Raw genomic sequence first — 24,568 nt, 5'->3', positions numbered from 1 at the left:
GAACAACTTTCCTTTTTGATGTCATCGATCAGGGGAATTCATCCCGCCCCGTGCCGTCGCCCGTCTCGGCGCGGGACAAATCCGAAACATCCGCTAGGTTGAGCCCGTCATGGCACCTCCGATTCGCATCCTCGGCATCGATCCCGGCCTCCGCAAAACCGGCTGGGGCATCGTGATTTCGGAAGGCAGCAAGCTCTCCTTCGTCGCCTGCGGCTGCATCGAGAGCGACGGTGCCCTGTCGCTCGGCCAGCGTCTGCGGCAATTGCACGAAGGCCTCAACAAGGTCCTCGCCGCGCATCGCCCGCATGAGGCCGCCGTCGAGGAGACCTTCATCAACCGCGACCCGCAATCGGCGCTGAAGCTCGGCCAGGCCCGCGGCATCGCGCTGGTCGTGCCGGCGCTCGCGGGGCTCGATGTCGCGGAATACGCCGCCAATCTCGTCAAGAAGACCGTGGTCGGCGTCGGCCATGCCGACAAGAAGCAGGTCCAGGCGATGATCCGCGTGCTCCTGCCCAAGGCTGAGACCTCCTCGGCCGATGCGGCGGACGCGCTCGCCGTCGCGATCTGCCATGCCCAGCATCGCGGCATGAAGGCATTGGTCGCGCAGATGCGCGTGGCAGGTTGATGAAGACGGCCGGGGGAACGAGACGATGATCGGCAAGCTCAAGGGCCTGATCGATTCCTATGGCGAGGATCACGTCATCATCGACGTGCAGGGCGTCGGCTATGTCGTGCAGTGCTCGGCGCGGACGCTCCAGCGCCTGCCCCAGCCCGGCGAGGCCGCCGCGCTCTCGATCGAGACCCATGTCCGTGAGGATGCGATCCGCCTCTACGGCTTCATGTCCGACAATGAGCGCGACTGGTTCCGCCTGATGCAGGTCGTTCAGGGCGTCGGCGCCAAGGTCGCGCTCGCCATCCTCTCGACGCTTGAGCCGGGCGCGCTCGCGACCGCCATCGCCACCAACGACAAGGCCGCCATTGCCCGTTCGCCCGGCGTCGGCCCCAAGCTGGCGCAGCGCCTCTGCGCCGAGCTCAAGGACAAGGCCCCGGCCTTCGGCCATATCGATCCCGGCGTCGTGCAGTTGTCCGGCGCGCTGGAAGACAGGAAACTGCCGCAGCCGATCGCCGACGCCGTGTCGGCGCTCGCCAATCTCGGCTATCCTCAGGCGCAGGCGGTGGCTGCCGTGGCGGCTGCCGCCAAGGTCGCCGGCGATGGTGCCGGCACGGCCCAGCTGATCAAGCTGGGCCTGAAGGAACTGGCGAAGTGAGCGAAGCGCCCGACGAGCTTCAATTGCGCGTCGTCACCGACAAGACCGAGCTCTGCCGCATCATGCTGGCGAGCTGGGGCTCCCAGAGCATGATGATCGACCTGCACGTTTACGACGTCGCCGAGATCGACGCGCTCGGCCTCTACGAACCATCGGGCCGCACCGCGGCGCTGGCGAGCTGGACGGTGCGCGGCGAGAACGCCTATCTCTGCGCCCTCCATTCGCTGCGGCCGGGCGAAGGCGTCGCCATCCGCATGCTGGACGCCGTGATCTTCGCCGCGCGCAAGGCCGGCGCCAAACGGCTCAAGGCCATGCTGACCAATGACAACATGCCCGGCATGACCTTCTACCAGCGCCGCGGCTTCCGCCTCTCGGGGCTTTATCTCGAGGCGATCGACCACTATCGCTCGGTCGAGCCTGATATCATCAAGACAGGGTACAAGGACATTCCGATCCACGACGCCATCGAGCTGGAGATCGCGCTGTGAGCGAACCGAAGCGCTCCGGCCTGATGACGGCCGAACGCCGCGATGACGACAGCGAGACCTCGCTGCGTCCGCTGTCGCTGTCCGATTTCACCGGACAGGCCGCGGCGCGCGCCAATCTCCAGGTCTTCATCAACGCCGCCAAGAGCCGGGGCGACGCGCTCGACCATGTCCTCTTCGTCGGCCCGCCCGGCCTCGGCAAGACGACGCTAGCGCAGATCGTCTCGCGCGAACTCGGCGTCAATTTCCGCTCGACCTCGGGCCCGGTCATCGCCAAGGCCGGCGATCTCGCCGCCCAGCTCACCAATCTCGAAGAGCGCGACGTGCTCTTCATCGACGAGATCCACCGCCTCAATCCGGCGGTGGAGGAAATCCTCTATCCCGCGATGGAGGATTACCAGCTCGACCTGATCATCGGCGAAGGCCCGGCCGCCCGCTCGGTCAAGATCGACCTGCCCAAGTTCACGCTCGTCGGCGCCACCACCCGCGCCGGCCTGCTGACCACGCCACTGCGCGACCGCTTCGGCATCCCGATCCGCCTGCAATTCTACACGGTCGAGGAATTGCAGGGCATCGTCGCCCGCGGCGCCCGCGTGCTCGGCGTGCCGATGTCTGACGACGGCGCCAACGAGATCGCCAAGCGCTCGCGCGGCACGCCGCGCATCGCCGGCCGGCTGCTGCGCCGCGTGCGCGACTTCGCCATCGTCGACGGCGACCCGATCGTCACCCGCAAGGTCGCCGACAAGGCGCTCTCGCTGCTCGATGTCGACGCGATCGGCCTCGACCAGATGGACCGGCGCTACCTCACCACGGTCGCGGTCAATTTCGGCGGCGGCCCGGTCGGGATCGAGACCATCGCCGCCTCGCTCTCCGAGCCGCGCGACGCGATCGAGGAGATCATCGAGCCCTTCCTGCTCCAGCAGGGCTTCATCCAGCGCACGCCGCGCGGGCGCCTGCTGACGCCCCATGCCTTCCGCCATCTCGGCATGCCCGAGCCCTCGCGCGAGACGGCGCAGTTCGGCCTGTTCGGCAGTGATGAGGACGAAGCGTGAAGCGGAACTGGCGAAAGGTCGCGCTCGCCATGATCGGCCTGCCCGCATTCGTGGCGGTCTCGGCCCGCGCCGGCGACGACATGCCCCGCGGCCCGGTCGAAGAGGCCTACGCCATCACGATCCGGATGCTCGCGGCGAAAGGCAGAACCCCGCCGTCGCCCTGGCGCCCGCCGCATCGCGACAAGCTGATGAGCAAGAGCTTGGCCGCCCTCTTCGCCCGTGACGACCTTTATCAGGAGGAGAGCGGCGACATGGGCCAGATCGGCGCCGATCCTTTCCTCAACGGCCAGGACGGCGAGGTGAAGAAGCTGAGCCTCGACACGATCCCCGTCGCGGCGGGCAAGGCGACCGTGATCGCCAGCTTCCGCAGCTTCGGCAAACCTGTCGGCGTCCAGTTCCGGATGATCAGGGAGGATGGCGGCTGGCGCATCGACGACATCGTCAACAGCTTCGAAGGCAAGGCCTATTCGGTGCGCGACGAGCTGTCGAAGCCCTATGACTGCGGCTCCTTCATGAACAAGCCCTGCAAGCGCTGAGCGCTCGCAGGGCTTGATGCCGTCTTAGGATTGCCGCGCGATCTTCGAACGCATCATCGCCGGCCGCGCGCCGGCATCGTTCAGCGCGCCCGATTTCGCCGCCTTCGGATTCTCGACCGGCCGCATGCCCTTGCCGGCCGTGCGGCTGGCAGGACGTTCGGCCGCGAGCTGGCGCTGCTTAAGGGCGAGGGCCTTGCGCGCGAGGCTGCGCTGGCTCGGCAGCTTGGCCTTCTCCTCCCGCCGCGTGCGCTCGGCGCCGACGCGCTTCAGCGCCGCCGTCAGCGCATCGGCCTTCGCCTTGGTGCCGGTATTGTCGGTCGCCGCCCTGGCGCCCTTCGGCTCGGCCTTGCCGCGCATCTCGCGCTTCTGGCGCCGCGCGCCGTCACGGGCCTTGTCGCGGCGTTCGCGCAGCTTGCTGGCCAGATCGCGCAACGCGTCATCCGGAAGAGCTCCGATCGCACTGCGATGGGTGCTGGCGACGAGATCGGCCTCCGCCTTGTCGAGCAGCCTCGCGGTCGCCTTGCTGGATTGCGCCATGACAGATCCTCCCTTGTTGTGATCACGCAATCGGGAACGCCGCTCCGGCAGAGCAGTTCCAGCCTTTCCGAAGCCGCCTCTCCTGGTTTATGGCAGCCGCAACCATTCTGAACCGCTCCGGAGCGCCATGAGCAGGGTCCATCGCATCGAGGTCCGCGTCTATTACGAGGACACCGATTTCTCCGGCGTCGTCTACCACGCCTCCTATCTGCGCTTCATGGAGCGCGGCCGCACGGAACTGATCCGCGCGCTCGGCGTCGAGCAACGCGAGCTCTTCGACGGCGAGACGGCGCTGGGCTTCGCCGTGCGCAAGATGACGATCGACTTCCTGCGCCCCGCCGTGATGGACGACCTGCTGACGGTCGAGACCCGCTCCGTCGAGGCGCGCGGCGCCACCATGGACGTTGAGCAGCGCGTGCTGCGCGGCGAGGAGGTGCTGATCACCGCCGCGGTCAAGGTCGCCTGCGTCGGCGGTGGCCGCGCCCGGCGCATCCCTGACGGTTTGCGCAAGCGCCTGATGCTCGACGACTGACAGTCGACGCAGCCCCCGCCCCCATGTTAGCGCTCCTTACATGAGCTGGAAGCGCGACCGCCCCGAAACACCCCGCGGCTATCACCATGGCAACCTCAAGGAGGAGCTGGTGAAGGCCGCGCTCGGACTGATCGGCGAGAAGGGTCCGAACGGCTTCACCTTCGCCGAGGCCGCCCGCATGGCCGGCGTCAGCCCGGCCGCACCCTACCGCCATTTCCGCGATCGCGATGAGCTTCTGGCCGATGTCGCCGCGCGCGGCTTCCAGGCTTTCGAGGCGGCCCTGTCGCGCGCCTGGGACCAGGGCCGGCCCGATCCCGAGACCGCCTTCCACCGGCTGGGGCGCGCCTACCTCGCCTTCGCCCATGACGAGCCGGCCTATTACTCGGCGATGTTCGAGGCCGGCGTGCCGCTCGATGCCAGCCCGGAACTGCGCGCCGCCGCCGACCGCGCCTTCGCCGGCCTGCGCCAGGCCTCCGAGGCGCTGATCGCGCAGCTCCCGCAGGGCAAGCGCCCGCCGGCCCTGATGATGGCCCTGCATGTCTGGGCGATGTCCCACGGCGTCGCCGCCTTGTTCGGCCGCGCCGATGGCGGGCGGCGCCCCCTGCCGATGTCGGCCGCCGAGCTGCTGGAGGCCGGCATGCTGATCTATCTCCAGGGCCTGGGCATCGGCCGCAACGGCCCCGCCACGCCCGGCTGAATCTTTTCCGTAGGCCGGCTTCTTGACAAGTGGCAGGGTCGAGCGCATCTATGTAAATGTGATTTACATTCACGCTGGCTCAGTGAGGGAGCAATGCCGATCGTCGAGAAGCTGGACGAATATGGAAAGGGTGCCTGGATCGCGTTCGCGGTTCTCGGCTTCATCCTGTTCTGGCCGTTGGGTCTTGCGACCCTGGTCTTTCTTTTCTGGAGTGGACGCATGGGTTGTGGATATGCCGGAGACCGGTATGAGCACCGGATGAACCGCCTGCAGGGCAAGATGGAGCGCCTGCGCGAGCGCATGGCCGGCCGCGACGGTCGTTTCGGCGGCGGCTTCGGTGGCTGGGGCGGCCGCGGCGGCCCGACCAGCGGCAACCGCGCCTTCGACGAATACCGCGAGGAGACGCTGCGCCGGCTCGAGGATGAGCAGCGCGAGTTCCACGACTTCCTGGGCCGCCTGCGCATGGCCCGCGACAAGGCCGAGTTCGATCAGTTCATGACCGAGCGCCGCAACAACCCGCCGGCTAACACCCCGGCCCAGCCCGACGCGGCCTGAACCGCCGGTTCGACCAAGACAGGCCCGCCTCCTCACCGGGGCGGGCTTTTTCTTGTCTGGCGGTCGCCTCGCTATGAAACGACGACGGGCTCCAGCACCGCAAGCAATTCGCGATAGGTCGGCGCCAGCGCCCTCAAATGAGCCGCCGCCGTAGCGTCATCCCGGGCGACCAGCGGATGTTGCAAGGCGCCGATCAATTGCGCCTGGCGCCCCATGATCCCGGCAGCTTCATCGAGCCCGATCCGTGTCAGGCAGCGCGCGGCATCGGCAGCCCGCCGCGCGCCGACGCGCACCGCGAAGTGGATGAGGTGCCCCCTGAGGTCGTCGTCGCAGCCGGCCGCAACCCGCTCCGCCAAGGCGAGCGCCGCCGCTTCGTTGCCGAGCGTCCCCGCCTGCGGCTGCATATCCCGATCCATGGCGAGCCAGCGAATGCCGGCGGAAAGCGCTCGCCGGATCGCCTCGTCCTCCGGCACGGTCTCGACGCGCTGGAAACCCGTCCGCATCGTGTAGGGCTCGCCGTAATCCACCGTCTCACCGCGCCACGCCGCCATGAAATCGGCAAGCGGCAGGGTTGCATGCGGATAGCCCTGCGGATCGTGCATCTCGATCATGCCGTCGCGCAGGGCGAGCCCGACAACGTAGTGATCGGCCCCGATCGCTCCGTGCATGCCCGGCTGATGTCGCAGATGACCCATTTCGAGCGGGCCGGCCCAGACTGGTCCTGCGGCAAGTGCATCCACGAGCCGGGAAAGCGCCTCTGCTTCGCTGCCCCCTCGCATCACGGCGGAGCTCCAGCCCATGGCGGCAAGCGCATCCTCGAAACCCGCTTCCGGTGTCCAGCCATAGGGGTCGAAGAACGGCATCGCCCCGCCATGCAACTGCATGCCGAAAGGACTTCCCGTCGCGAACTCAATGACGGCGGGCGATAGCGAAGCCTCCCCGAACATCATCGAAAATGAATTGGCGTAGCAATAAGGGCCGGAGCCCACATATGAGCAATATTTCATGGTTTTAACTGGCCTTCCTGTCCTGAAGGCCAGCACAGATCTGCAAATTGAAAATTTCTGTCAAGAGCATTGTTTTTGCGAAGACTGCTACCGGCTCATACGTTTCTGCTTTTAAGTTTTGAATGAAACGGATCGCCGCTCGGCTAGTGCCTAATCTCCACCCGGCAGCAGCAACATGGTGCGCCGCAATTGATGCCCGCCCCGGTCTGCCGGAGCGGGCTATGCGTTTCGGAGAATCGAACAGACGCGATGCGAGCGGAGCCCTATCGCAGCACGATATAGAACGCCTCTTCGAAGGAGAGATCGACCATGTCCCCGCGCCGGAACCGCCGCAGCCGCTCCTTCACGGCCGGGTCGGCCACGGTGAGCGTGCGGGGTCCGAGCGGCCCCACATAATTGACGGTGCTGTTGGCGGTATCGAAGCTCTCGAAGCGCGCGGTCAATGTCAGCGAACGCGTGACGAACCGCTCCGGCAGGTTCTGGAAGGCTGGAGTGCTCGCCGTCTCGGTATAGGTGATGCCGGGCTTGGAGCCCCGCCTGTTGGGTCGAACCTCGACAACGACGCCCTCGACGCGGTTGATCTCGACCATGTCGCCTTCGCGGACATTCTCGAGATTACCAAAGACAGGAGGAACATGGACCAGCCAGCGCAAGCCGCGCTGCTCGACCAGGACGCTACGATTAGGTGCGTCGACCGAGACAACCCGGACATTGAGTCGCTCGATCTCGACCGGCCCCACGCCGGCAACAATGACGGTACGTGTCGTGATCTCTGGCGAGGTGGCGCAACCGGCGACAGCCGCTGCGAGCGATATGGCAACAATCAGACCAATACGCTTCGACATAGGAAACCTCTCCACTCAAAAAAGCAGTTTCGGTTCAAGTCTGGCATCGTGCCGCGGATGACCACAGCGCAGGGATTCCTAGACCTTTCCGCAGACGGTTTCAGCCAGATTCTTCCGGCTCGGCCTCGGCAGGGAACGCACGGCCTCGGTGGAGCCCAAAGGCTCGAGAGAGCGTTCGGCGGGCGCCCGCAGCTTTTTCGCCGCCGCGCCTCACGCCGCATCTCCGGCGTATACCCCACATTAACCTTGCCGGATGCTTAACTCGCTCTGGAGCATGCGTTCCGTGGGAAACCCAGTTTCGGCCCATCTTTCGCCGGATTCACGCGCGATTGGAGGGATACGGCATTTCCCCGGATCGCGGATCGGGCGGCGGCGTGGGTCTCCCGCGACGCAAGCGGCGGGGTTTGGGCCGGGGCTGGAGCCAGTGGAGTCCAGCATCGGCCGTACCGCCTGGGTGAGAAGGATGACAGGATGAACCCCGCCGACGTCGCGCAGGCCGCGCCGCAGATCGACATGTCGTTCTGGACGCTGTTCTGGCACGCCCACATCGTCGTCAAGCTGGTCATGATGGGCCTGCTCGCCGCTTCGGTCTGGTGCTGGTCGATCATCGTCGACAAGACCCTGCTCTATCGCCGCACGCGCAAGGACATGGACGCCTTCGAGGAGGTGTTCTGGTCCGGCCGCTCGCTCGAGGAGCTCTATCGCGACCTCGCCAGCAAGCCGGTCAACGACATGGCCGCCGTCTTCGTCGCGGCGATGCGCGAGTGGAAGCGCTCCTTCGAGAATGGCGGGCGTTCGGTCGCCAGCCTCTCGCAGCGCATCGACAAGGTGCTCGACGTCACGATCCAGCGCGAGACGGAGCGGCTGGAATCGGGGCTGCTCGTGCTCTCGACCATCGCATCGGCTGCCCCCTTCATCGGCCTGTTCGGCACGGTCTGGGGCATCATGACCTCGTTCACCGCGATCGCGGTCTCCAAGAATTCCTCGCTCGCGGTCGTCGCGCCGGGCATCGCCGAGGCGCTCTTCGCCACCGCGATCGGCCTCTTCGCCGCTATCCCTGCGCTGATGGCCTACAACAAGCTCCAGTCCGAGGTCGCCAAGGCGCAAGGGCGTCTCGAAGCCTTCGCCGACGAGTTCTCCGCGATCCTGTCGCGGCAGATCGACGAGCGCATGGCAGCGTGAGGAGCTGACCGATGGGTATGTCAGCCGCTTCAGGCGCAAAGGGCGGTTCCGGCCGCCGGGGCCGGCGCGGACGCCGCCACGGCGCCATCGCCGAGATCAACATGACGCCGTTCATCGACGTCATGCTGGTGTTGCTCATCATCTTCATGGTCGCCGCGCCGCTGATCGCGACCGGCGTCCCGCTCGACCTGCCGCAGACCGGCGCCAAGCCGATCAATGTCGACCAGAAGCCGCTGACCATCGCCATCGACAGCAAGGGCCAGATCTTCCTGCAGGACGAGCCGACGCTCGAGCCCGACCTCGTCGCCAAGCTCCAGGGCCTGGCCAAGCAGGGCTTCGACGAGCGCGTCTATGTTCGCGGCGACAAGCAGGTCGATTACGGCCGTGTCGCCTCGGTGATGTCGACCATCACCGCCGCCGGCTTCAAGCGGGTCGCGCTCGTCACCGAGCCGAGCCGCTGAGAGCTGAGAGTTAGAGAGTAAGGACGTTAAGGGCGTGAAGCTTTCGACCTCCGAACCTGGCATGCTGGTGTCGGCGCTCGGCCACGCGACGTTCCTCGTCGCGGGGCTGCTGGCGTTCTCGTCGCCTGCGCCGCTGCCGGATAACGAGGAGGCGATCGCCGTCGAGGTGATCGACCCCAGCGCGCTGAACCAGGTCACGCGCGGCGAGCGCAGCGCCGAGAAGGTCCAGGCCCAGCCGACCCCACGCGCCGAGCGCCAGTCCGAAACGGTCGAGCGCAAAGAGGCAGGCGAGGCCAAGGCCGATACGCCGGCCCCGCCCTCGCGCCCGCCCGAATTGAAGACCGCCGAGAACAACGCCACGACGCCCCCGCCGCCGGCCCGCCCGACGGAGCCGCCGAAGCCCGAAGCCAAGCAGCCCGAGCCCGCCAAGCAGCCGCCGCAGAAGAGCGAGGCCGCCGCCGCCCGCGAGGCCGAGCAGAAGCGCGAGGAATTGGCCAAGCTCGCCGAGGAGGCCGAGCTCGCCTCCAAGGCGAAGAAGGCCGAGGAGGAGGCGAAGGCCGCCGCCAAGGCCAAGGCGGAAGCCGATGCCCAGGCCGCCAAGCGCGCCGCTGATGCGAAGGCCAAGGCAGAAGCTGTCGCCAAGGCGGAAGCGGAGAAAGCCGCGAAGGAAAAGGCGGAGGCTGCCGCCAAGGCGAAGGCCGAGGCCGAGCAGAAAGCCAAGATCGCAGCCGAAGTGAAGGCCAAGCAGGAAGCCGAGGCCAAGGCGAAGAAGGAGGCGGAGATCGCCAAGAACTTCAACGCCAGCGACATCGCCAAGCTGCTTCAGTCGAAGGAGAAGGCGCAGTCCTCGGGCTCCTCGGCGCCGCAGGTCAACCGCACGGCCTCGCTGGGCACCGAGCGTGGCTCTTCGCAGAAGCTCAGCCCCTCGCTCCGGGCCCAGCTCATCGGCATCATCCAGGATCAGCTCCTGAAGTGCTGGAACGTGCCGATCGCGCTCGCCAACGCCCATGGCAGCGGCAATGTCGTGCCGTCCGTGCGGATGAAGCTGAACACGGACGGCTCGCTCATCGGCCAGCCTGGCGTGATCAACTCCTCCGCGGACCCGCTCTTCCGCGTCGCCGCCGATTCGGCGCTGACCGCCACCCGCCGCTGCGCGCCCTTGCGCATCCCGGCTCAGTTCGCCTCCTATTACGACGACTGGCGCGATGTCGTCGTCAATTTCGACGCCAGGGACGTCATGTGACCCCGATGATCGACCGTACCCCCCTCCCCTTCCTCGCGGCAGCGCCGACGCGCCGCCGCCTCCTCGCCACCGCCGGCGCGGCGCTGCTCGTGCCCGCCGCGGCCAAGGCCGAACTCGTCATCGACCTGCGCGGCGGCGCCTTCCAGCCGATGCCGATCGCCATCGCCGATTTCGGCGGCGAGGGCGGCGTGCTCGTCTCCGGCGTCATCACCAACAACCTGAAGCGCTGCGGCTACTTCACGCCCGTCGACAAGGGCCGCTTCCCGGAAGCGAACCCGCCCTTCGATGCCGCTCCGCGTTTCGACGCCTGGAAGGCGGCGGGCGTACAGGCCCTCGTCACCGGCCGCGTCGCGCGCGAAGCCGGCCGCATCCGCGCCGAGTTCCGGCTCTGGGACGTCGCCACCGGCACGCAGACCGACGGCCAGCAGTACTTCACCGACCCGAGCAATGCCCGCCGCGTCGGCCACATCATCTCGGACGCGATCTTCTCGAAGGTCACCGGCCTCGGCGGCTTCTTCGACACCCGCGTCGTCTTCGTCGACGAATCCGGCCCGAAGGAAACCCGCCGCAAGCGCCTCGCCATCATGGACCAGGACGGCGCCAATGTGCGCTACCTCACCAATGGCGACACCTCGGTGGTAACGCCGCGCTATTCGCCGGTCTCGCAGGACGTGACCTTCATGACCCAGCGCCTGGGCGAGCAGCCGCGCGTGCAGGTCCTGAACATCGAGACCGGCCAGCGCCAGATCGTCGGCAACTTCCCCGACATGAGCTCGAGCCCGCGCTTTGCGCCCAACGGCCAGCGCGTCGTGCTCTCGCTCCAGCAGGGCGGCAACGCCAATCTCTACGCCATCGATATCGGCTCGCGCTCGACGACGCGCCTGACCTCGACGGCAGCGATCGACACCTCGCCTTCCTATGCGCCGGACGGCTCGCGCATCGTCTTCGAAAGCGATCGCGGCGGCCAGCAGCAGCTTTATGTGATGGGCGCTGGCGGTGGCGAGGGGCAGCGCATCTCCTTCGGCCAGGGCCGCTATTCGCAGCCGTCCTGGTCGCCGCGCGGCGACCTCATCGCCTTCACCCGCCAGGGCGGCGGCGGATTCGCCATCGGCGTGATGCGGCCGGACGGCTCGGGCGAGCGCATCCTGACCGAGGGCTTCCACAACGAAGCCCCAAACTGGGCGCCGAACGGCCAGTACATCATGTTCTTCCGCGATCCGGGCGGCCAGTCCGGCGGCAAGCTCTATATGGTCGACATCACCGGCCGCGTCGAAGTGCCCGTGCCGACCCCGGCCTTCGCTTCCGACCCGACCTGGTCGCCGCTGCTCAGCGGCCAGCGCTGAGGCGCAAGGCGCTCGTCAGCCACATCCTCTTCGAAGCCGCCCGACATTCCGGGCGGCTTTTTCTTTGGCGATCCTGCCGGCTCAATCGCGATAGACCGGCTCCTCCGCGTCGAGCTGGCGGCGGATCGAGGCGAGATGCAGGCGCGCCGATTCCGGATCGCCCTCGCGCATCTGACGATAGGCGGCTTCCGCGATTTCGGGCTTGACCGGCTTGACCTGCCGCCCCGTCGAGAGCGCCAGCGTCTGCACCTCGCAGGCCCGCTCCAGATAATAGAGATCGTCCCAGGCCTCGGCGATATTCGGCCCGAGCACCATCACGCCGTGATGCTTCATGAAGACGATATCGGCATCGCCGACCGCTGCCGCGATGCGGTCTCCCTCGCGCTCGTCCAGCGCCAGACCGTTATAGTCGCGGTCGACGACGGTGCGGCCGTAGAACTTCAGCGCCGTCTGACCGGCGAAGATCAGCGGATCGCCCTCGGTCATCGAGAGTGCCGTCGCATAGGGCATATGCGTATGGAAGGCGACCTTGGCGCGCGGGATGTTCTTGTGGATGCGGGCATGGATGTAGAAGGCCGTCGCCTCCGGCTGTCCCTCGCCCGAGACGACATTGCCGTGGAAGCCGCAGATCAGGAGCTTCGAGGCGGTCAGTTCGCGGAAGGCCCAGCCATAGGGATTGACGATGAAGAGGTCGTCATGGCCCGGCACCAGCGCCGAGAAATGGTTGCAGATGCCCTCCTCGAAGCCATAGCGCGCCGCCATCCGGAAGGTCGCGGCAAGGTCCCGGCGCGCCTCCCAGACGATATCGGAATCGAGATCGGGCTGGTTCGGACCACGAAGCGGCGTCACGTTCGCGGTGCCGGACTTGAGGGAATGGGCCATCGCGATCTCCGGTCGAAGGAAAAGACGGGAAAGAAGCAAGTATCGAGCCGATGCTCAGGGAACGATAGAGCCCTTCCGGCGAAACAGGCGCTGCAATTGGCCGGGCTATCTGCAAGCTTCTTTCACGGGTGAGCGCGGATGTGTCCGCCGCACCACAGCTCCTCCCGGAGTAGCCTTTCGCCATAATTGGTTAACCATAAGCCGCAATGCCGCCACTTCGCCCTGATTTGGCAAGGTCTCGTTTAGGTTGACACTTCATTGATGAGGCATCGCGAAGCCTTCCTCGAAGTGCCCCGCCACATGAATTCGATTGCCCGGAGTCCAGCCATGTTGACCACTTTCGTTTCCGGCGGCCGTGCCGTCCGTTTCGCTGCCGCCATCGCCGCCACGCTCGCGCTCGGCGCCTGCGCCAAGGACCAGAACGCCGACGGCTCGGGCTTCGGTGCCGGCGGCGCCGCGACCCCGGGCAGCGCGCAGGACTTCGTCGTCAATGTCGGCGACCGCGTCTTCTTCGAGACCGACTCGACCGACCTGACCTCGACCGCGACCGCCACCCTCGACAAGCAGGCCGGCTGGCTGCAGCGCTACCCGCGCTACAGCTTTACCGTCGAAGGCCATGCCGACGAGCGCGGCACCCGCGAGTACAACTATTCGCTCGGCGCCCGCCGCGCCCAGACCGTGCGCGACTACCTCGCCTCGCGCGGCATCCAGGCCAACCGCATGCGCACCATCTCCTATGGCAAGGAGCGCCCGGTCGCGGTCTGCAACGACATCTCCTGCTGGTCGCAGAACCGTCGCTCGGTCACGGTGCTGGACGGCGCCGGCGGCGCGCCCGGCGTCTGATCGCCCAGCGTAGAGACAAAAGAAAAGGCCCCGGATGGCGACATCCGGGGCCTTTTTCATACCTGAACGGCGCGATCACCCCACCGCGGTCGGGATCAGGCTGCGCGCCACGCCCTCGATCCGCTCGGCCGCCGCGACCAGGGCTTCCGCCGCCCGGTCCTCGACCTCGCTGAGCCGCTCGTCGGCGGCGCCGGCATTGCCCTGCGTCGCCGCGAGATCGGCCTCCAGCTTCGCCAATCGCTGCTTCAGTTCATGGACCTCGTCGGCCACCATCAGCGCCGCCATGACATGCAGCCGCATGTCGCCGATCTCGCCGAAGGCCTGCCGCATCTCGCCGATCTTCTCGTCATAGAACCGGGCGAGCCCCTCGAGATGGGCCTCCTCGCCCTCCCCGCAGGCCATGCGATAGGCCTTCCCGGAAATCATGACGTTGACTTGCGGCATTCGAGCTCCAGTCCTTGTTCTAGCCTTGCGTTGCCTCGGGCTCCGGCGGCTGCTGCGCCTCCACCCGCGCGATCACCGCACCGACGACGTTCATCGCCCGCTCCAGCCGCTGGTCGACATCGGCCGCAGCCGTCTCGACCTGGCCGAGACGCGACATCGCGCCGTCGAGCTCGGCCGCCAGCCGCGCCCGGTCGTCCTGCATCAGGGCGAGTTCGGTTTCGAGGTTGCCACGTCCACGCTCAGCCTCGACCCGCCGCCGCGCCGCCGCCTCCAATTGTCCGAGCGCCGTATCGAGACGGGCCAGGGCATTGTCCAGCATCAGGCTCGCCACCGTCGCTCTCCTTTCAGATCGAAGCCGGCTCACACGATTCGTGCCGCAATTTACAGCAGAACGCCGGAAAACAGGAATCGATCTCGCAGCCTGTAAACACGTCCTCGCAACGGCTTGCCGGGCGGGGCTGAAGCGCCGCCTGCGGAAAACCGACCAAAAGCGTTGCCTGCGACCCCGAAAGCAGGGTTTCGCGAATTGACTCGCAGGGAGGGGCGGGCCTAATCCACCCCGTCCTTTCCAAGCCTGCCGCAAGCGGCGGCAAGACTGCCTTCCCCCTCGCCGGCCCGCTGTCGCGCAGGCCGGCCCGGTCCTCCCGCCCGCCCGACGGAGCCCTGTGAGATCATCATGACCACCATCGATCGCGCCCAGCACGACAAGCTCGCCAACGCCATCCGCGGCCTGGCGATGGATGGCGTCGAGAAGGCCAAGTCCGGCCATCCCGGCCTGCCGATGGGCGCCGCCGACATCGCCGCCGTGCTGTTTACCCGCGTGATGAAGTATGACGCCGCCGATCCGCGCTGGCCGGACCGCGACCGCTTCGTGCTCTCCGCCGGCCACGGCTCGATGCTGCTCTACGCCCTGCTCTATCTCACCGGCGCGCCCGGCATGCAGCTCGACGACCTCAAGGCCTTCCGCCAGCTCGAGTCGAAGACCCCCGGCCACCCCGAGAACTTCATGACCGCCGGCGTCGAGACCACCACCGGCCCGCTCGGCCAGGGTCTGGCCACCGCCGTCGGCATGGCGATGGCCGAGCGCATGCTCGCCGCCGAGTTCGGCAAGAAGGTCGTCGACCACCACACCTATGTGCTGGCGTCCGACGGCGACCTGATGGAGGGCATCAGCCAGGAGGCGATCGCGCTCGCCGGCCACCAGAAGCTCAACAAGCTGATCGTGCTCTGGGACGATAACGGCATCTCGATCGACGGCCCGCTCTCGATCACCGACAATGTCGACCAGGTCGCGCGCTTCAAGGCCTGCGGCTGGCGCTCCGAGCGCGTCGACGGCCATGATCCCGATGCGATCGAGGCCGCGATCAACCGCGCCCGGAAGTCGAACAAGCCGACCATGATCGCCTGCAAGACCGTGATCGGCTTCGGCGCGCCGAAGAAGGCCGGCACCTCCAAGGCCCATGGCGAGCCGCTCGGCGCCGAGGAACTCGCTGCCGCCAAGCAGAAGCTCGGCATCACCGGCGGCGCCTTCGAGGTCGCGGCCGACACGCTCAAGGCCTGGCGCGCCGCTGGCTCCGCCGGCTCTGCTGCCCACAAGGACTGGAACGGGCGCTTCGCCACCCTCTCCGAGCGCAAGCGCGGCGAATTCGACCGCCGCCTCGCCCACACCGTCCCGGCCAAGCTCGACAAGGCGATCCTCGCCCACAAGAAGGCGCTGATCGCCGCGCCGCAGGCTGTCGCCACCCGCAAGGCCTCGGAACTGGCTCTCGAAGCCATCACCCCGATCATGCCGGAGCTGGTGATGGGCTCGGCCGACCTGACCCCGTCGAACAACACCCGCACCAAGGCCGCCGAGGACTTCACCCCGAAGACCCCGAAGGGCCGCTATGTCCGCTACGGCATCCGCGAGCACGGCATGGCCGCCGCGATGAACGGCATCACGCTGCACGGCGGCTTCCGCACCGGCGGCGGCACCTTCCTGGTCTTCGCCGACTATGCCCGCCCCTCCATGCGCCTCGCCGCGCTGATGAGCCTGCCGGTCGTCTATGTCATGACCCATGACTCGATCGGCCTCGGCGAGGACGGCCCGACCCACCAGCCGGTCGAGCAGGTCGCCTCGCTCCGCGCCATGCCGAACATGCGCGTCTTCCGCCCGGCCGACACAATCGAGACGGCCGAGGCCTGGCAGGCCGCGCTGGAGCGCACCGACGGCCCGACGGTCCTCGCGCTCTCGCGCCAGAACCTGCCGCAGCTGCGCACCGACGCCACCGCGAAGAACCGCTCGGCCACCGGCGCTTACGAGCTGCTGGCGGCCGAGGGCGGCAAGGCCCAGGTCTCGCTCTTTGCCTCGGGCTCCGAGGTCGAACTCGCCGTCGCCGCGCGCAAGCTGCTCGCCGAGAAGGGCATCCGCGCCCGCGTCGTCTCGGTGCCCTCGCTCGAACTCTTCCTCGAGCAGGACGAGGCCACGCAGGCTGCTGTCATCGGTTCGGCCCCGGTCAAGATCGCGATCGAGGCCGGCGTGCGCTTCGGCTGGGATGCCGTGATCGGCCATGACGGCACCTTCATCGGCATGAACTCCTTCGGCGCCAGCGGCCCCTACAAGGAGGTCTACAAGCATTTCGGCATCACGGCGGAGGCGATCGCCGACGCCGCGATGAAGAAGCACAACGCCTGACGGTCTGTTTGCCGCAGGCAGGGCTGATTTTCCCGAAAGACATCTTGCGTTCGGCCATTCTTTGGCCGAATTGCCCGCGTGGATAGCGACGGCTTACGCCGGACGCTCGGCGAAGGAGAGGAAGACATGACGGTCAAGGTGGCGATCAACGGCTTCGGCCGCATCGGGCGCAACGTTCTGCGCGCGATCATCGAGTCGAAGCGCAAGGACATCGAGGTCGTGGCGATCAACGATCTCGGCCCGGTCGAGACCAACGCCCATCTCTTCCGCTTCGACTCCGTCCACGGCCGCTTCCCCGGCACCGTGACCGTCTCCGGCGACACGATCGATGTCGGCCGCGGCCCGATCAAGGTCACCGCGATCCGCGACCCCAAGGACCTGCCGCACAAGGCGCTGGGCGTCGATATCGCGCTGGAATGCACCGGCTTCTTCACCAGCAAGGAGAAGGCCTCGGCCCATCTCGCCGCCGGCGCCAAGCGCGTCCTGGTCTCGGCCCCCTGCGACGGCGCCGACCTGACCGTCGTCTTCGGCGTCAATCAGCACGAGCTGACCAAGGACCACCTCGTGGTCTCCAACGCTTCCTGCACCACGAACTGCCTCGCTCCGGTCGTGCGCGTGCTCCATGACGCCGTCGGCATCGACAAGGGCTTCATGACCACGATCCACGCCTATACCGGCGACCAGCCGACGCTGGACACGATGCACAAGGATCTCTATCGCGGCCGCGCCGCCGCGCTCTCGATGATCCCGACCTCGACCGGCGCCGCCAAGGCGATCGGCCTCGTCATCCCCGAGCTGAAGGGCCGTCTCGACGGCACCTCCGTGCGCGTGCCGACCCCGAATGTTTCGGTCGTCGACTTCAAGTTCATCTCGAAGCGCAAGACCACGGTCGAGAAGATCAACGAGGCCCTCATCAAGGCGTCGAAGCGCGGCCCGCTCAAGGGCATCCTCGCCGTCACCGACCAGCCGAACGTCTCGATCGACTTCAACCACGACCCGGCCTCCTCGACCTTCGCCCTCGACCAGACCAAGGTGATGGACGACAAGTTCGTGCGCGTGCTGTCCTGGTACGACAACGAGTGGGGCTTCTCGAACCGCATGAGCGACACCGCCGTCGCCATGGGCAAGCTGCTCTGAACCAACATATTCGTGCCCCCTATCGAGGGCATGATCCATCAATGGGAAGCCGCGCTGCCAAAGCGCGGCTTCGTCCGACACCTCCCAGCTACGGAGCGCCTATGGCCAAGATCGAGCCGACCGTCGTGACCCCGGCGAACACCGAGCCGCCCGTCGCTTCGCCGCCCCCCGCCTTCAGCCCCACGCTCGTGGCCACAGAGACTGCCGCTCCCGTCACTGAGCCGCGCAAGCTCGACCAGCTCTCCCGCATCGAGGAGAAGGCGGCGCGCATCGAGGAGAAGTTCGCCCGCTACGAGGCCGTGCTGACCCGTGCGGAAGCCTCGCTGGAGCGTAGCGCCCACAAGGTCGACGCCGCCGCCGGCACCATGGATTTTGCGGCGATCCGCGGCGAGATCAATGCGCTCCGCAACCGCGTCGATGCCACGCCGCGCGCCGGCACGTTGTTCATGACCGCGATCGTCACGGCCGTGCTGACCGTGATCCTCACCATCCTCGTGCTGAAATTCGGCGTGCCCGGCCTGTTCGGAGGCCTGCTCGCCCGATGAGCTTTCGGGACGTCGCCCTCCTGGCCGTGCCGCGCAGCCTGCGCTGGCGACCGGTCGAGGGCGTCGGACTGGAGCATCTCACGCTCGCCACGACGCAATCAGGCATCCGCGCCGAGGCCGTGGTCATCGGCGAGCGCGGCGAACCGCCCTATGGCGTCTCCTACCGTATCGACTGCACAGCGGATTTCGCGGTCACCAGCTTCGCCATCGCGACGACCGATGGCCGCCGCCTCGCCATGGAGCGCCGTGCCGGCCGCTGGCGTGATGCCGCCGGCACGCGGCTTCCCGCCTTCGACGACTGCATCGACATCGACCTGCAGGGCTCGCCCTTCACCAACACCCTGCCGATCCGGCGCGAGCGTTGGGAGATCGGCCAGAGCCGCACCTTCGCGATGCTCTACATCCCCTTCGACGATTTCGTGCCGACCATCGATCGGCAGACCTATACCTGCCTCGCCCCACGCCTGTTCCGCTACCAGGCGGCCGATGGCAGCTTCGAGGCCGAATTGCCTGTCGACGAGGACGGCCTCGTCGTCGATTATCCCAGCCTGTTCGAACGCATCCGATAAGAGAGCCCGATGACTGCCTTCCGCACCCTCGATGACGCCGATCTCGCCGGAAAGCGCGTGCTTGTCCGCGTCGACCTCAACGTTCCCATGGAGGATGGCAAGGTCAGCGACACCACCCGCATCGACCGCATCCTGCCAACGATCCGTGAGATCGCCGACAAGGGCGGCAAGGTCGTGCTGCTTGCCCATTTCGGCCGCCCGAAGGGCCGCGACGACAAGAACAGCCTGCGCCAGGTCGTGCCCGCACTGACGCAGGCGCTCGGCCGCCCCGTCACCTTCGTCGAGGACTGCATCGGCGATGACGTCGCCAAGGCCCTGACGGCCGCGAAGAACGGCGATGTCCTGCTGCTGGAAAACACCCGCTTCCATGCCGGCGACGAGAAGAACGATCCTGATTTCGTCAAGGCGCTCGCCACCAATGGTGATCTCTATGTCAATGACGCCTTCTCGGCCGCGCACCGGGCGCATGCATCGACCGAGGGTCTCGCCCATGACCTGCCGGCCTATGCCGGGCGCACCATGCAGGCGGAACTTGAAGCCCTCTCTGCCGGCCTCGACAACCCGGCCCGCCCGGTGATGGCGATCGTCGGCGGCGCCAAGGTCTCGACCAAGCTCGAGTTGCTGGGGAACCTCGTGAAGAAGGTAGACGTGCTCGTCATCGGCGGCGGCATGGCCAACACCTTCCTCGCCGCCCGCGGCGTCGATGTCGGCAAGTCGCTCTGCGAGCATGACCTCGTCGTCACCGCCCGCGAGATCGAGGAAAAGGCCAAGGCCGCCGGCTGCGAAATCGTCCTGCCCGTCGATGCGCTGGTCGCGCGCGAGTTCAAGGCGCATCCCGGTCATCGCGTCGTAACGGTCGGCGAGGTCGCAGCCGACGAGATGATCCTTGATGCCGGCCCGCTCAGCGCAGCCGATGTCGTGTTGCGCCTGGACAAGGTGAAGACGCTGGTCTGGAACGGCCCCTTCGGCGCCTTCGAACTGCCGCCCTTCGACACCGCGACGGTCGCCGTCGCCAAGGCCGCGGCCAAGCGCGTCAAGGCGGGGCAACTCGTTGCGGTCGCGGGTGGCGGCGACACCGTCGCAGCCATGAACCATGCCGGCGTCGCCGACGACCTCTCCTATGTCTCGACAGCCGGCGGCGCCTTCCTCGAATGGATGGAAGGCAAGGCCCTGCCCGGCGTCGAGGCGCTCCGGAAGGCGTGAAGCGCGCCGCCTTCTTCCTGCTGTTTCATGCGGCCATGGCGTTTCTCGCCGTGGCCGTGATCCTCGGCCTTGCCGATCTCGCGGGTTGGCAGGGATCGCGCATCTGGCCTATCGGGCTGGCAGCGTTGATTTTGACCAGACCCGTCCATGCTTTGGCCGAACAAGCTTGGGCGCGCTGGCTTGCTTGAACACCGGCGTGAACGACGCGCGCCGCTCGCATTTTAAGGTTTTCGCCGGTTTCGCTTTGCGCGACTGGCGCTTCCGCACTAAATCCACCCTCAGACCGATGAACCAAAGGGGAGTGCCATCGTGGCCCGCATCACGCTTCGCCAGTTGCTCGATCATGCCGCCGAGAACGACTACGGCGTGCCCGCCTTCAACATCAACAACATGGAGCAGGCGCTGGCGATCATGGCGGCGGCAGACGCGACCGACGCGCCCGTCATCATCCAGGCCTCGCGCGGCGCCCGATCCTACGCCAACGACATCATGCTCAAGCACATGATGGACGCCGTCACCGAGATCTATCCGCATATCCCGGTCTGCGTGCATCTCGACCACGGCAACGAGCCGGCGACCTGCATGACCGCGATCCAGGCCGGCTTCACCTCGGTGATGATGGACGGTTCGCTCAAGGCCGACGGCAAGACCCCCGGCGACTGGGACTACAATGTCGGCGTGACCAAGACCGTCACCGACATGGCCCATCTCGGCGGTATCTCCGTCGAGGGCGAGCTCGGAGTGCTCGGCTCGCTCGAATCCGGCGAGGGCGAGAAGGAAGACGGCCACGGCTTCGAGGGCAAGCTCTCCCACGACCAGCTCCTGACCAACCCGGACGAGGCCGTGAAGTTCGTCGCCGAGACCAAGGTCGATGCGCTCGCCATCGCCATGGGCACCTCGCACGGCGCCTACAAGTTCACCCGCAAGCCCGACGGCGCGATCCTGGCGATGCATGTCATCGAGGCGATCCACAAGCTGCTGCCGAACACGCATCTCGTGATGCACGGCTCGTCCAGCGTTCCGCAGGACCTCCAGGACATCATCAACCAGTATGGCGGCAAGATGCCCCAGACCTGGGGCGTGCCGGTCGAGGAGGTCCAGCGCGGCATCAAGCACGGCGTGCGCAAGATCAACATCGACACCGACAACCGCATGGCGATGACCGGCCAGATCCGCAAGATCCTGTCGGACAACCCCGGCGAATTCGATCCGCGCAAATATCTGAAGCCCGCCATGGAAGCGATGACCAAGCTCTGCAAGCAGCGTCTTGAGGAGTTCAACACCGCCGGCCAGGCCTCGAAGATCAAGCGCGTCATCACGCTGGCCGACATGGCCAAGCGCTACGCCAAGGGCGAGCTCGACCCGACCTTCGGCGCCAAGAAGGCGGCCTGAACCAGCGCTGCGAGCGCTACCACGCTCACGACATCGAAAGACGCTAGCGAACGCCGCCGGGCCTCCGGCGGCGTTTTCGTTATGGTGGCTTGCCTGCTTGACGCTCTAGGTCACTTGTCCTAATAAAGCAATTAGGACAAGTGACCTAATTCATTTCGCTTCGAATGCCGTAGCGTGCACGAGGGATAGGATGGCAGCAGCCTCGACCAGGCAGCAGATCGTCGAGACGGCCGACCGGCTGTTCTACGAGAACGGCTTCGGAGCGACCGCCTTCGCCGACATTGCGGCGTCCATCGGCATCTCGCGCGGCAATTTCTACTACCACTTCAGAACGAAGGACGAGATCCTCGACGCCGTGATCGGGTTGCGGCTGCAAAAGACGGAAGCCCTTCTTGCCCATTGGGAGAGCGAGACGGAGGCGCCGCGTGATCGCGTCCGCCGCTTCGTCCACATCCTGGTCGCCAACCGCGCGAAGATCATGCTTTACGGCTGCCCGGTGGGAACTCTGTGTAGCGAGCTTGCGAAGCTCGACCATCTCGCCCTTGGTCGCGCCGGAGAGCTCTTCGCACTCTTCCGAAGTTGGCTCTCCAGGCAGTTCGACGCACTCGGTCGCTCTGCCGACGCCGATTCTCTGGCAATGCATCTGCTGATGCGCAGCCAGGGCGTCGCGACCCTCGCCGCCGCCCTGCGCGATGAAGGTTTTATCGAGCGAGAGGTGCAGGCAATGCATCTCTGGCTCGACGCACAATGCCCAGCCACCCCGCCGCAGACCATCTGATCCAATTGTCCGAGGGCACCGCCATGTTCGTCGTCACATTGCGCTTCTCCGCCAACAAGGCACAGGCGCCAAACCTGATGCAGGCTCATAACGACTGGATTCGCAGTGGTTTCGACGATGGCGTCTTCCTGATGACCGGGAGCTTGAAGCCGGGCCTGGGCGGCGTTGTCCTCGCCCACCGGATCACGCGCGCAGAACTTGAGGCGCGCGTGGAGAAGGACCCGTTCGTGGCCGAAGATGTCGTCAGCGCCGACATCCTTGAGATCGCGCCGGGCCGCGCCGACGACCGGCTCGCTTTCCTCATGGCCTGAGGTGCGCCGGGCCGGCGGGTCGCCGCCTCAAACCCCGATCTTGCCGCCGCCCTTCTTGGTGATAGCCACCACGGAGGGCCGCACCGGCATGTCCGGCTTGAAGTCCGGCCAGCGGGTCGAGAGGTCCTCGTAATAGGAGCGGCGGCCGAACTCCGGCCAGTCCGGGCCGTCATCGCCGGGATGCTGCACGGCGACGAAGGCGGTGGTGTCATCCGGCGTGAAGCACGGTCCGCAGAGCTCCGCGCCATGCGGCACGCGGTAGAACAATTTTGATGTCCGGCGCGCGCCGCCCTCGGTATCGACCGCCCAGAGCCCGTCGGTGCGCCCGGTCACGTCGATGCCGTTGCCGTCGGTCGAAACCCAGAGCCGTCCGGCGGAATCGACCACGGCATTGTCGGGCATGCCGAACCAGCCGTTCTTGGTCGTATCCGTCGAGAAGCTGGCGCCGACCGCCGCAACGGACGGATCGCCGCATTTCAGCAGGATCTCCCAGCGCCCCTTGGTCGCGGTGTGGTCGCCATCGGCCTCGGCGATCTCGATGATATGGCCAAAGGCGTTCTTGGCGCGCGGATTGGCAGCATCGACCTCACCATCCTTGCGGCTCGTATTGTTCGTCAGCATCACATAGACGCGCCCCGTCACCGGGTTCGGCGTGATGTCCTCGGGCCGGTCCATCTTGGTCGCGCCGAGCAGGTCGCCGGCGCGTCGCGCCTCGATCAGCACATCGGCCTGGCTCTGGAAGCCGTTGGCGGCCGTGAGCGGGCCCTGACCGAAGACCAATGGAAGCCATTCGTGCGTGCCATCAGCCGCGAACTTGGCGACGTAGAGCGTGCCGGAATCGAGCAGGTCGAGATTGGCCGCGCGATTGTTCGGGTCGAACCGGCCGGCCGTGACGAACTTGTAGACATAGTCGAAGCGTTCGTCGTCGCCGAGATAGGCGACCACCCGCCCGTCCCTGGCGACGACCATGTCGGCGCCCTCGTGCTTGAATCGGCCGAGCGCGGTGCGCTTCTTCGGCACCGAGTTCGGGTCGAACGGATCGACCTCGATCACCCAGCCGAAGCGGTTGGCCTCGTTCGGCTCCTTGGCGAGATCGAAGCGCTCCTCGAAGCGGCCCCAGGCATAGGGCGAGGACGGCACGGCGAGGCGCTTGTAATTCGCCTCCTCGCGATGGCCCTCCGGCAGCTTGCCGGAGAAATAGCCGTGAAAGTTCTCCTCGCCGGAGACGAAGGTGCCCCAGGGCGTCAGCGCACCCGAGCAGTTGTTGAGCGTGCCCAGCACCTTGCGGCCGCTGGCATCGGCCTTGGTCTGCACGCGCTCGGTGCCGGCGACCGGCCCCGAGAGCTCCATTTCGGTCGCGGCAGTGATGCGGCGATTGTATTTGGAATCCCTCACCAGTGCCCACTCGCTGCCGGTCTTGCGGATTTCCGCGACCGTCGCGCCATGCGCCATCGCCTCGATCGCGAAGCGCTCCGGGGTCGCGTTCTTCAGGACGGGCTTGCCGTCCTTCATCTCGACCACGCCCGGGAACATCAGATGCGGGTTGGTGTATTCGTGATTGACGAAGAGCAGCCCATGCGCGGACGGGTCGGCCGCGCCGGTCATCGGCACATAGCCGACGAAGTCGTTGTTGTAGCCGAACTGCTTGCTCTGGGCCTCGGCGCTCTGCCTCGCCGGGTCGAAGGTCGGCGCATCGGCCGTCAGCGGGTCGCCCCAACGCAATAGCACCTGCGCCTCGTAGCCATCGGCGACATGGTGATCGGCATCGACGCCGACCTCGACCTCTTTGAAGGAGAAGGCCGATTTCGCGCCTTGCGCCTGCGCTTCCGCGGCGCTCTCCAGCGCCAGCGTGCCGACCGTCGCCGAGATCGCCGAGACGGCAAGAGCACCTTTGAGCAGCCCGCGCCGCGAGAAGCGCTGCGAGATCAACTCGCCCATCGTCGGGTTCTCGGTCGGGTTCCGCGGCTCCGCGTCCTCATGCTCCAGCATGCTGGCGCCGAAGGTGGATTCGTGATCGTCGTCGCGCATGGTCGGCCTCGGTCGCTTC

29 protein-coding genes are annotated in these 24,568 nt (G+C 66.8%); 22 read left to right on the top strand and 7 right to left on the bottom strand.

Going from position 1 to position 24,568, the window contains the following annotated elements:
- Positions 1-109 precede the first annotated feature (109 nt).
- Genes ruvC through NUV79_RS00765 form a run of 5 tightly spaced genes read left to right on the top strand, consistent with a single transcriptional unit; the run spans position 110 to position 3,341 of the window.
- Positions 110-625, top strand: a complete 516-nt coding sequence (gene ruvC / locus NUV79_RS00785; protein ID WP_257731179.1) for a crossover junction endodeoxyribonuclease RuvC — start codon at positions 110-112, stop codon at positions 623-625.
- Between the two features lie 25 nt (positions 626-650).
- On the top strand, positions 651-1,268 hold the full coding sequence (ruvA, locus tag NUV79_RS00780) for a Holliday junction branch migration protein RuvA (RefSeq protein WP_257731178.1): 618 nt from the start codon (positions 651-653) through the stop codon (positions 1,266-1,268).
- Positions 1,265-1,756, top strand: coding sequence for a GNAT family N-acetyltransferase (locus NUV79_RS00775; protein ID WP_257731177.1), 492 nt, complete (start codon positions 1,265-1,267; stop codon positions 1,754-1,756). Before ruvA ends, NUV79_RS00775 begins: the two co-directional genes overlap by 4 nt.
- A gap of 23 nt (positions 1,757-1,779) precedes the next feature.
- Positions 1,780-2,805, top strand: coding sequence for a Holliday junction branch migration DNA helicase RuvB (ruvB, locus tag NUV79_RS00770; RefSeq protein ID WP_199090800.1), 1,026 nt, complete (start codon positions 1,780-1,782; stop codon positions 2,803-2,805).
- The gene (locus NUV79_RS00765; protein ID WP_257731176.1) at positions 2,802-3,341 is read left to right on the top strand and encodes a YbjP/YqhG family protein; all 540 of its coding nucleotides are present in this window, start codon (positions 2,802-2,804) and stop codon (positions 3,339-3,341) included. The genes ruvB and NUV79_RS00765 overlap by 4 nt, the downstream gene beginning before the upstream one ends.
- A gap of 24 nt (positions 3,342-3,365) precedes the next feature.
- Here the strand turns inward: NUV79_RS00765 and NUV79_RS00760 are convergent, their stop codons facing one another.
- A complete protein-coding gene (locus tag NUV79_RS00760) occupies positions 3,366-3,878 on the bottom strand; it encodes a hypothetical protein (RefSeq protein ID WP_257731175.1) in 513 nt (170 codons plus the stop codon).
- 127 nt (positions 3,879-4,005) lie between these two features.
- On the opposite strand from NUV79_RS00760, the gene ybgC reads away from it, so the two are divergent.
- From ybgC to NUV79_RS00745, 3 genes are all read left to right on the top strand, one after another.
- Entirely contained in the window at positions 4,006-4,410 is a 405-nt protein-coding gene (gene ybgC, locus NUV79_RS00755; protein WP_308218142.1) for a tol-pal system-associated acyl-CoA thioesterase, read from the top strand.
- Positions 4,411-4,450: 40 nt separating this feature from the next.
- On the top strand, positions 4,451-5,107 hold the full coding sequence (locus tag NUV79_RS00750) for a TetR/AcrR family transcriptional regulator (protein ID WP_257731174.1): 657 nt from the start codon (positions 4,451-4,453) through the stop codon (positions 5,105-5,107).
- A gap of 93 nt (positions 5,108-5,200) precedes the next feature.
- Positions 5,201-5,662 (top strand): DUF2852 domain-containing protein, encoded by a 462-nt coding sequence (locus NUV79_RS00745; protein ID WP_257731173.1) that lies wholly within the window; start codon positions 5,201-5,203, stop codon positions 5,660-5,662.
- A 71-nt stretch (positions 5,663-5,733) separates the two neighbouring features.
- Here the strand turns inward: NUV79_RS00745 and NUV79_RS00740 are convergent, their stop codons facing one another.
- Together NUV79_RS00740 and NUV79_RS00735 are read right to left on the bottom strand one after the other, a co-directional pair.
- A complete protein-coding gene (locus NUV79_RS00740; protein WP_257731172.1) occupies positions 5,734-6,669 on the bottom strand; it encodes a hypothetical protein in 936 nt (311 codons plus the stop codon).
- A 263-nt stretch (positions 6,670-6,932) separates the two neighbouring features.
- A complete protein-coding gene (locus NUV79_RS00735) occupies positions 6,933-7,514 on the bottom strand; it encodes a hypothetical protein (RefSeq protein WP_257731171.1) in 582 nt (193 codons plus the stop codon).
- Positions 7,515-7,985: 471 nt separating this feature from the next.
- Between NUV79_RS00735 and tolQ the strand changes: the two genes are divergently transcribed.
- The 4 genes from tolQ to tolB are packed head-to-tail and all read left to right on the top strand — an operon-like array spanning position 7,986 to position 11,743.
- Positions 7,986-8,696: a protein TolQ gene (gene tolQ, locus NUV79_RS00730; RefSeq protein ID WP_257731169.1), complete on the top strand. Its 711-nt coding sequence runs from the start codon at positions 7,986-7,988 to the stop codon at positions 8,694-8,696.
- A gap of 17 nt (positions 8,697-8,713) precedes the next feature.
- A complete protein-coding gene (gene tolR, locus NUV79_RS00725) occupies positions 8,714-9,157 on the top strand; it encodes a protein TolR (protein ID WP_374678693.1) in 444 nt (147 codons plus the stop codon).
- A gap of 34 nt (positions 9,158-9,191) precedes the next feature.
- Positions 9,192-10,400, top strand: a complete 1,209-nt coding sequence (gene tolA / locus NUV79_RS00720; RefSeq protein ID WP_257731167.1) for a cell envelope integrity protein TolA — start codon at positions 9,192-9,194, stop codon at positions 10,398-10,400.
- Positions 10,401-10,405: 5 nt separating this feature from the next.
- Positions 10,406-11,743, top strand: coding sequence for a Tol-Pal system beta propeller repeat protein TolB (gene tolB, locus NUV79_RS00715; protein WP_257731166.1), 1,338 nt, complete (start codon positions 10,406-10,408; stop codon positions 11,741-11,743).
- Positions 11,744-11,824: 81 nt separating this feature from the next.
- Here tolB and NUV79_RS00710 read toward each other — a convergent pair whose 3' ends face one another.
- On the bottom strand, positions 11,825-12,625 hold the full coding sequence (locus NUV79_RS00710; RefSeq protein WP_257731165.1) for an aldolase: 801 nt from the start codon (positions 12,623-12,625) through the stop codon (positions 11,825-11,827).
- Positions 12,626-12,952: 327 nt separating this feature from the next.
- Between NUV79_RS00710 and pal the strand changes: the two genes are divergently transcribed.
- A complete protein-coding gene (gene pal, locus NUV79_RS00705; protein ID WP_257731164.1) occupies positions 12,953-13,468 on the top strand; it encodes a peptidoglycan-associated lipoprotein Pal in 516 nt (171 codons plus the stop codon).
- A 75-nt stretch (positions 13,469-13,543) separates the two neighbouring features.
- On the opposite strand, the gene NUV79_RS00700 is transcribed toward pal, so the two are convergent.
- Together NUV79_RS00700 and NUV79_RS00695 are read right to left on the bottom strand one after the other, a co-directional pair.
- A complete protein-coding gene (locus NUV79_RS00700; protein ID WP_047580412.1) occupies positions 13,544-13,912 on the bottom strand; it encodes a cell division protein ZapA in 369 nt (122 codons plus the stop codon).
- A 19-nt stretch (positions 13,913-13,931) separates the two neighbouring features.
- The gene (locus NUV79_RS00695) at positions 13,932-14,243 is read right to left on the bottom strand and encodes a DUF4164 family protein (protein ID WP_308218141.1); all 312 of its coding nucleotides are present in this window, start codon (positions 14,241-14,243) and stop codon (positions 13,932-13,934) included.
- Between the two features lie 345 nt (positions 14,244-14,588).
- Between NUV79_RS00695 and tkt the strand changes: the two genes are divergently transcribed.
- From tkt to NUV79_RS00650, 9 genes are all read left to right on the top strand, one after another.
- Positions 14,589-16,586, top strand: a complete 1,998-nt coding sequence (gene tkt, locus NUV79_RS00690) for a transketolase (protein WP_257731163.1) — start codon at positions 14,589-14,591, stop codon at positions 16,584-16,586.
- Between the two features lie 126 nt (positions 16,587-16,712).
- Entirely contained in the window at positions 16,713-17,723 is a 1,011-nt protein-coding gene (gene gap, locus NUV79_RS00685) for a type I glyceraldehyde-3-phosphate dehydrogenase (protein WP_257731162.1), read from the top strand.
- Positions 17,724-17,824: 101 nt separating this feature from the next.
- Positions 17,825-18,268 (top strand): hypothetical protein, encoded by a 444-nt coding sequence (locus NUV79_RS00680; protein ID WP_257731161.1) that lies wholly within the window; start codon positions 17,825-17,827, stop codon positions 18,266-18,268.
- Positions 18,265-18,837 (top strand): putative glycolipid-binding domain-containing protein, encoded by a 573-nt coding sequence (locus NUV79_RS00675; protein WP_257731160.1) that lies wholly within the window; start codon positions 18,265-18,267, stop codon positions 18,835-18,837. Before NUV79_RS00680 ends, NUV79_RS00675 begins: the two co-directional genes overlap by 4 nt.
- A gap of 9 nt (positions 18,838-18,846) precedes the next feature.
- Positions 18,847-20,040 carry a phosphoglycerate kinase gene (locus NUV79_RS00670; protein ID WP_257731159.1) on the top strand — a complete coding sequence of 398 codons (1,194 nt, stop codon included), beginning with the start codon at positions 18,847-18,849 and terminating at the stop codon, positions 20,038-20,040.
- On the top strand, positions 20,037-20,228 hold the full coding sequence (locus NUV79_RS00665; protein WP_257731158.1) for a hypothetical protein: 192 nt from the start codon (positions 20,037-20,039) through the stop codon (positions 20,226-20,228). Before NUV79_RS00670 ends, NUV79_RS00665 begins: the two co-directional genes overlap by 4 nt.
- A 121-nt stretch (positions 20,229-20,349) precedes the next feature.
- A complete protein-coding gene (gene fba / locus NUV79_RS00660) occupies positions 20,350-21,432 on the top strand; it encodes a class II fructose-bisphosphate aldolase (protein ID WP_257731157.1) in 1,083 nt (360 codons plus the stop codon).
- A 190-nt stretch (positions 21,433-21,622) separates the two neighbouring features.
- A complete protein-coding gene (locus tag NUV79_RS00655) occupies positions 21,623-22,210 on the top strand; it encodes a TetR/AcrR family transcriptional regulator (protein WP_257731156.1) in 588 nt (195 codons plus the stop codon).
- A gap of 23 nt (positions 22,211-22,233) precedes the next feature.
- Complete coding sequence (locus NUV79_RS00650; RefSeq protein WP_257731155.1) at positions 22,234-22,521, top strand: YciI family protein; 288 nt, start codon at positions 22,234-22,236, stop codon at positions 22,519-22,521.
- A gap of 27 nt (positions 22,522-22,548) precedes the next feature.
- On the opposite strand, the gene NUV79_RS00645 is transcribed toward NUV79_RS00650, so the two are convergent.
- Positions 22,549-24,549: a PhoX family protein gene (locus NUV79_RS00645; protein WP_374678592.1), complete on the bottom strand. Its 2,001-nt coding sequence runs from the start codon at positions 24,547-24,549 to the stop codon at positions 22,549-22,551.
- Positions 24,550-24,568 lie beyond the last annotated feature (19 nt).

The organism is Allobosea sp. 47.2.35 (assembly GCF_024655635.1).
GTDB lineage: Bacteria > Pseudomonadota > Alphaproteobacteria > Rhizobiales > Beijerinckiaceae > Allobosea.
The sequence above is the reverse complement of the archived record's forward strand: the minus strand, read 5'-3'. Positions and strand labels throughout refer to the sequence as shown.

Bases quoted from the DNA above. Each gene is read 5' to 3' on its own strand.
- ruvC (WP_257731179.1), top strand. From the start codon at position 110: ATGGCACCTCCGATTCGCATCCTCGGCATCGATCCCGGCCTCCGCAAA.
- ruvA (WP_257731178.1), top strand. From the start codon at position 651: ATGATCGGCAAGCTCAAGGGCCTGATCGATTCCTATGGCGAGGATCAC.
- ruvB (WP_199090800.1), top strand. From the start codon at position 1,780: ATGACGGCCGAACGCCGCGATGACGACAGCGAGACCTCGCTGCGTCCG.
- NUV79_RS00760 (WP_257731175.1), bottom strand. From the start codon at position 3,878: ATGGCGCAATCCAGCAAGGCGACCGCGAGGCTGCTCGACAAGGCGGAG.
- ybgC (WP_308218142.1), top strand. From the start codon at position 4,006: ATGAGCAGGGTCCATCGCATCGAGGTCCGCGTCTATTACGAGGACACC.
- NUV79_RS00750 (WP_257731174.1), top strand. From the start codon at position 4,451: ATGAGCTGGAAGCGCGACCGCCCCGAAACACCCCGCGGCTATCACCAT.
- NUV79_RS00745 (WP_257731173.1), top strand. From the start codon at position 5,201: ATGCCGATCGTCGAGAAGCTGGACGAATATGGAAAGGGTGCCTGGATC.
- NUV79_RS00740 (WP_257731172.1), bottom strand. From the start codon at position 6,669: ATGAAATATTGCTCATATGTGGGCTCCGGCCCTTATTGCTACGCCAAT.
- NUV79_RS00735 (WP_257731171.1), bottom strand. From the start codon at position 7,514: ATGTCGAAGCGTATTGGTCTGATTGTTGCCATATCGCTCGCAGCGGCT.
- tolQ (WP_257731169.1), top strand. From the start codon at position 7,986: ATGAACCCCGCCGACGTCGCGCAGGCCGCGCCGCAGATCGACATGTCG.
- tolR (WP_374678693.1), top strand. From the start codon at position 8,714: ATGTCAGCCGCTTCAGGCGCAAAGGGCGGTTCCGGCCGCCGGGGCCGG.
- tolB (WP_257731166.1), top strand. From the start codon at position 10,406: ATGATCGACCGTACCCCCCTCCCCTTCCTCGCGGCAGCGCCGACGCGC.
- NUV79_RS00710 (WP_257731165.1), bottom strand. From the start codon at position 12,625: ATGGCCCATTCCCTCAAGTCCGGCACCGCGAACGTGACGCCGCTTCGT.
- pal (WP_257731164.1), top strand. From the start codon at position 12,953: ATGTTGACCACTTTCGTTTCCGGCGGCCGTGCCGTCCGTTTCGCTGCC.
- NUV79_RS00700 (WP_047580412.1), bottom strand. From the start codon at position 13,912: ATGCCGCAAGTCAACGTCATGATTTCCGGGAAGGCCTATCGCATGGCC.
- tkt (WP_257731163.1), top strand. From the start codon at position 14,589: ATGACCACCATCGATCGCGCCCAGCACGACAAGCTCGCCAACGCCATC.
- gap (WP_257731162.1), top strand. From the start codon at position 16,713: ATGACGGTCAAGGTGGCGATCAACGGCTTCGGCCGCATCGGGCGCAAC.
- NUV79_RS00680 (WP_257731161.1), top strand. From the start codon at position 17,825: ATGGCCAAGATCGAGCCGACCGTCGTGACCCCGGCGAACACCGAGCCG.
- NUV79_RS00675 (WP_257731160.1), top strand. From the start codon at position 18,265: ATGAGCTTTCGGGACGTCGCCCTCCTGGCCGTGCCGCGCAGCCTGCGC.
- NUV79_RS00670 (WP_257731159.1), top strand. From the start codon at position 18,847: ATGACTGCCTTCCGCACCCTCGATGACGCCGATCTCGCCGGAAAGCGC.
- NUV79_RS00655 (WP_257731156.1), top strand. From the start codon at position 21,623: ATGGCAGCAGCCTCGACCAGGCAGCAGATCGTCGAGACGGCCGACCGG.
- NUV79_RS00650 (WP_257731155.1), top strand. From the start codon at position 22,234: ATGTTCGTCGTCACATTGCGCTTCTCCGCCAACAAGGCACAGGCGCCA.
- NUV79_RS00645 (WP_374678592.1), bottom strand. From the start codon at position 24,549: ATGCGCGACGACGATCACGAATCCACCTTCGGCGCCAGCATGCTGGAG.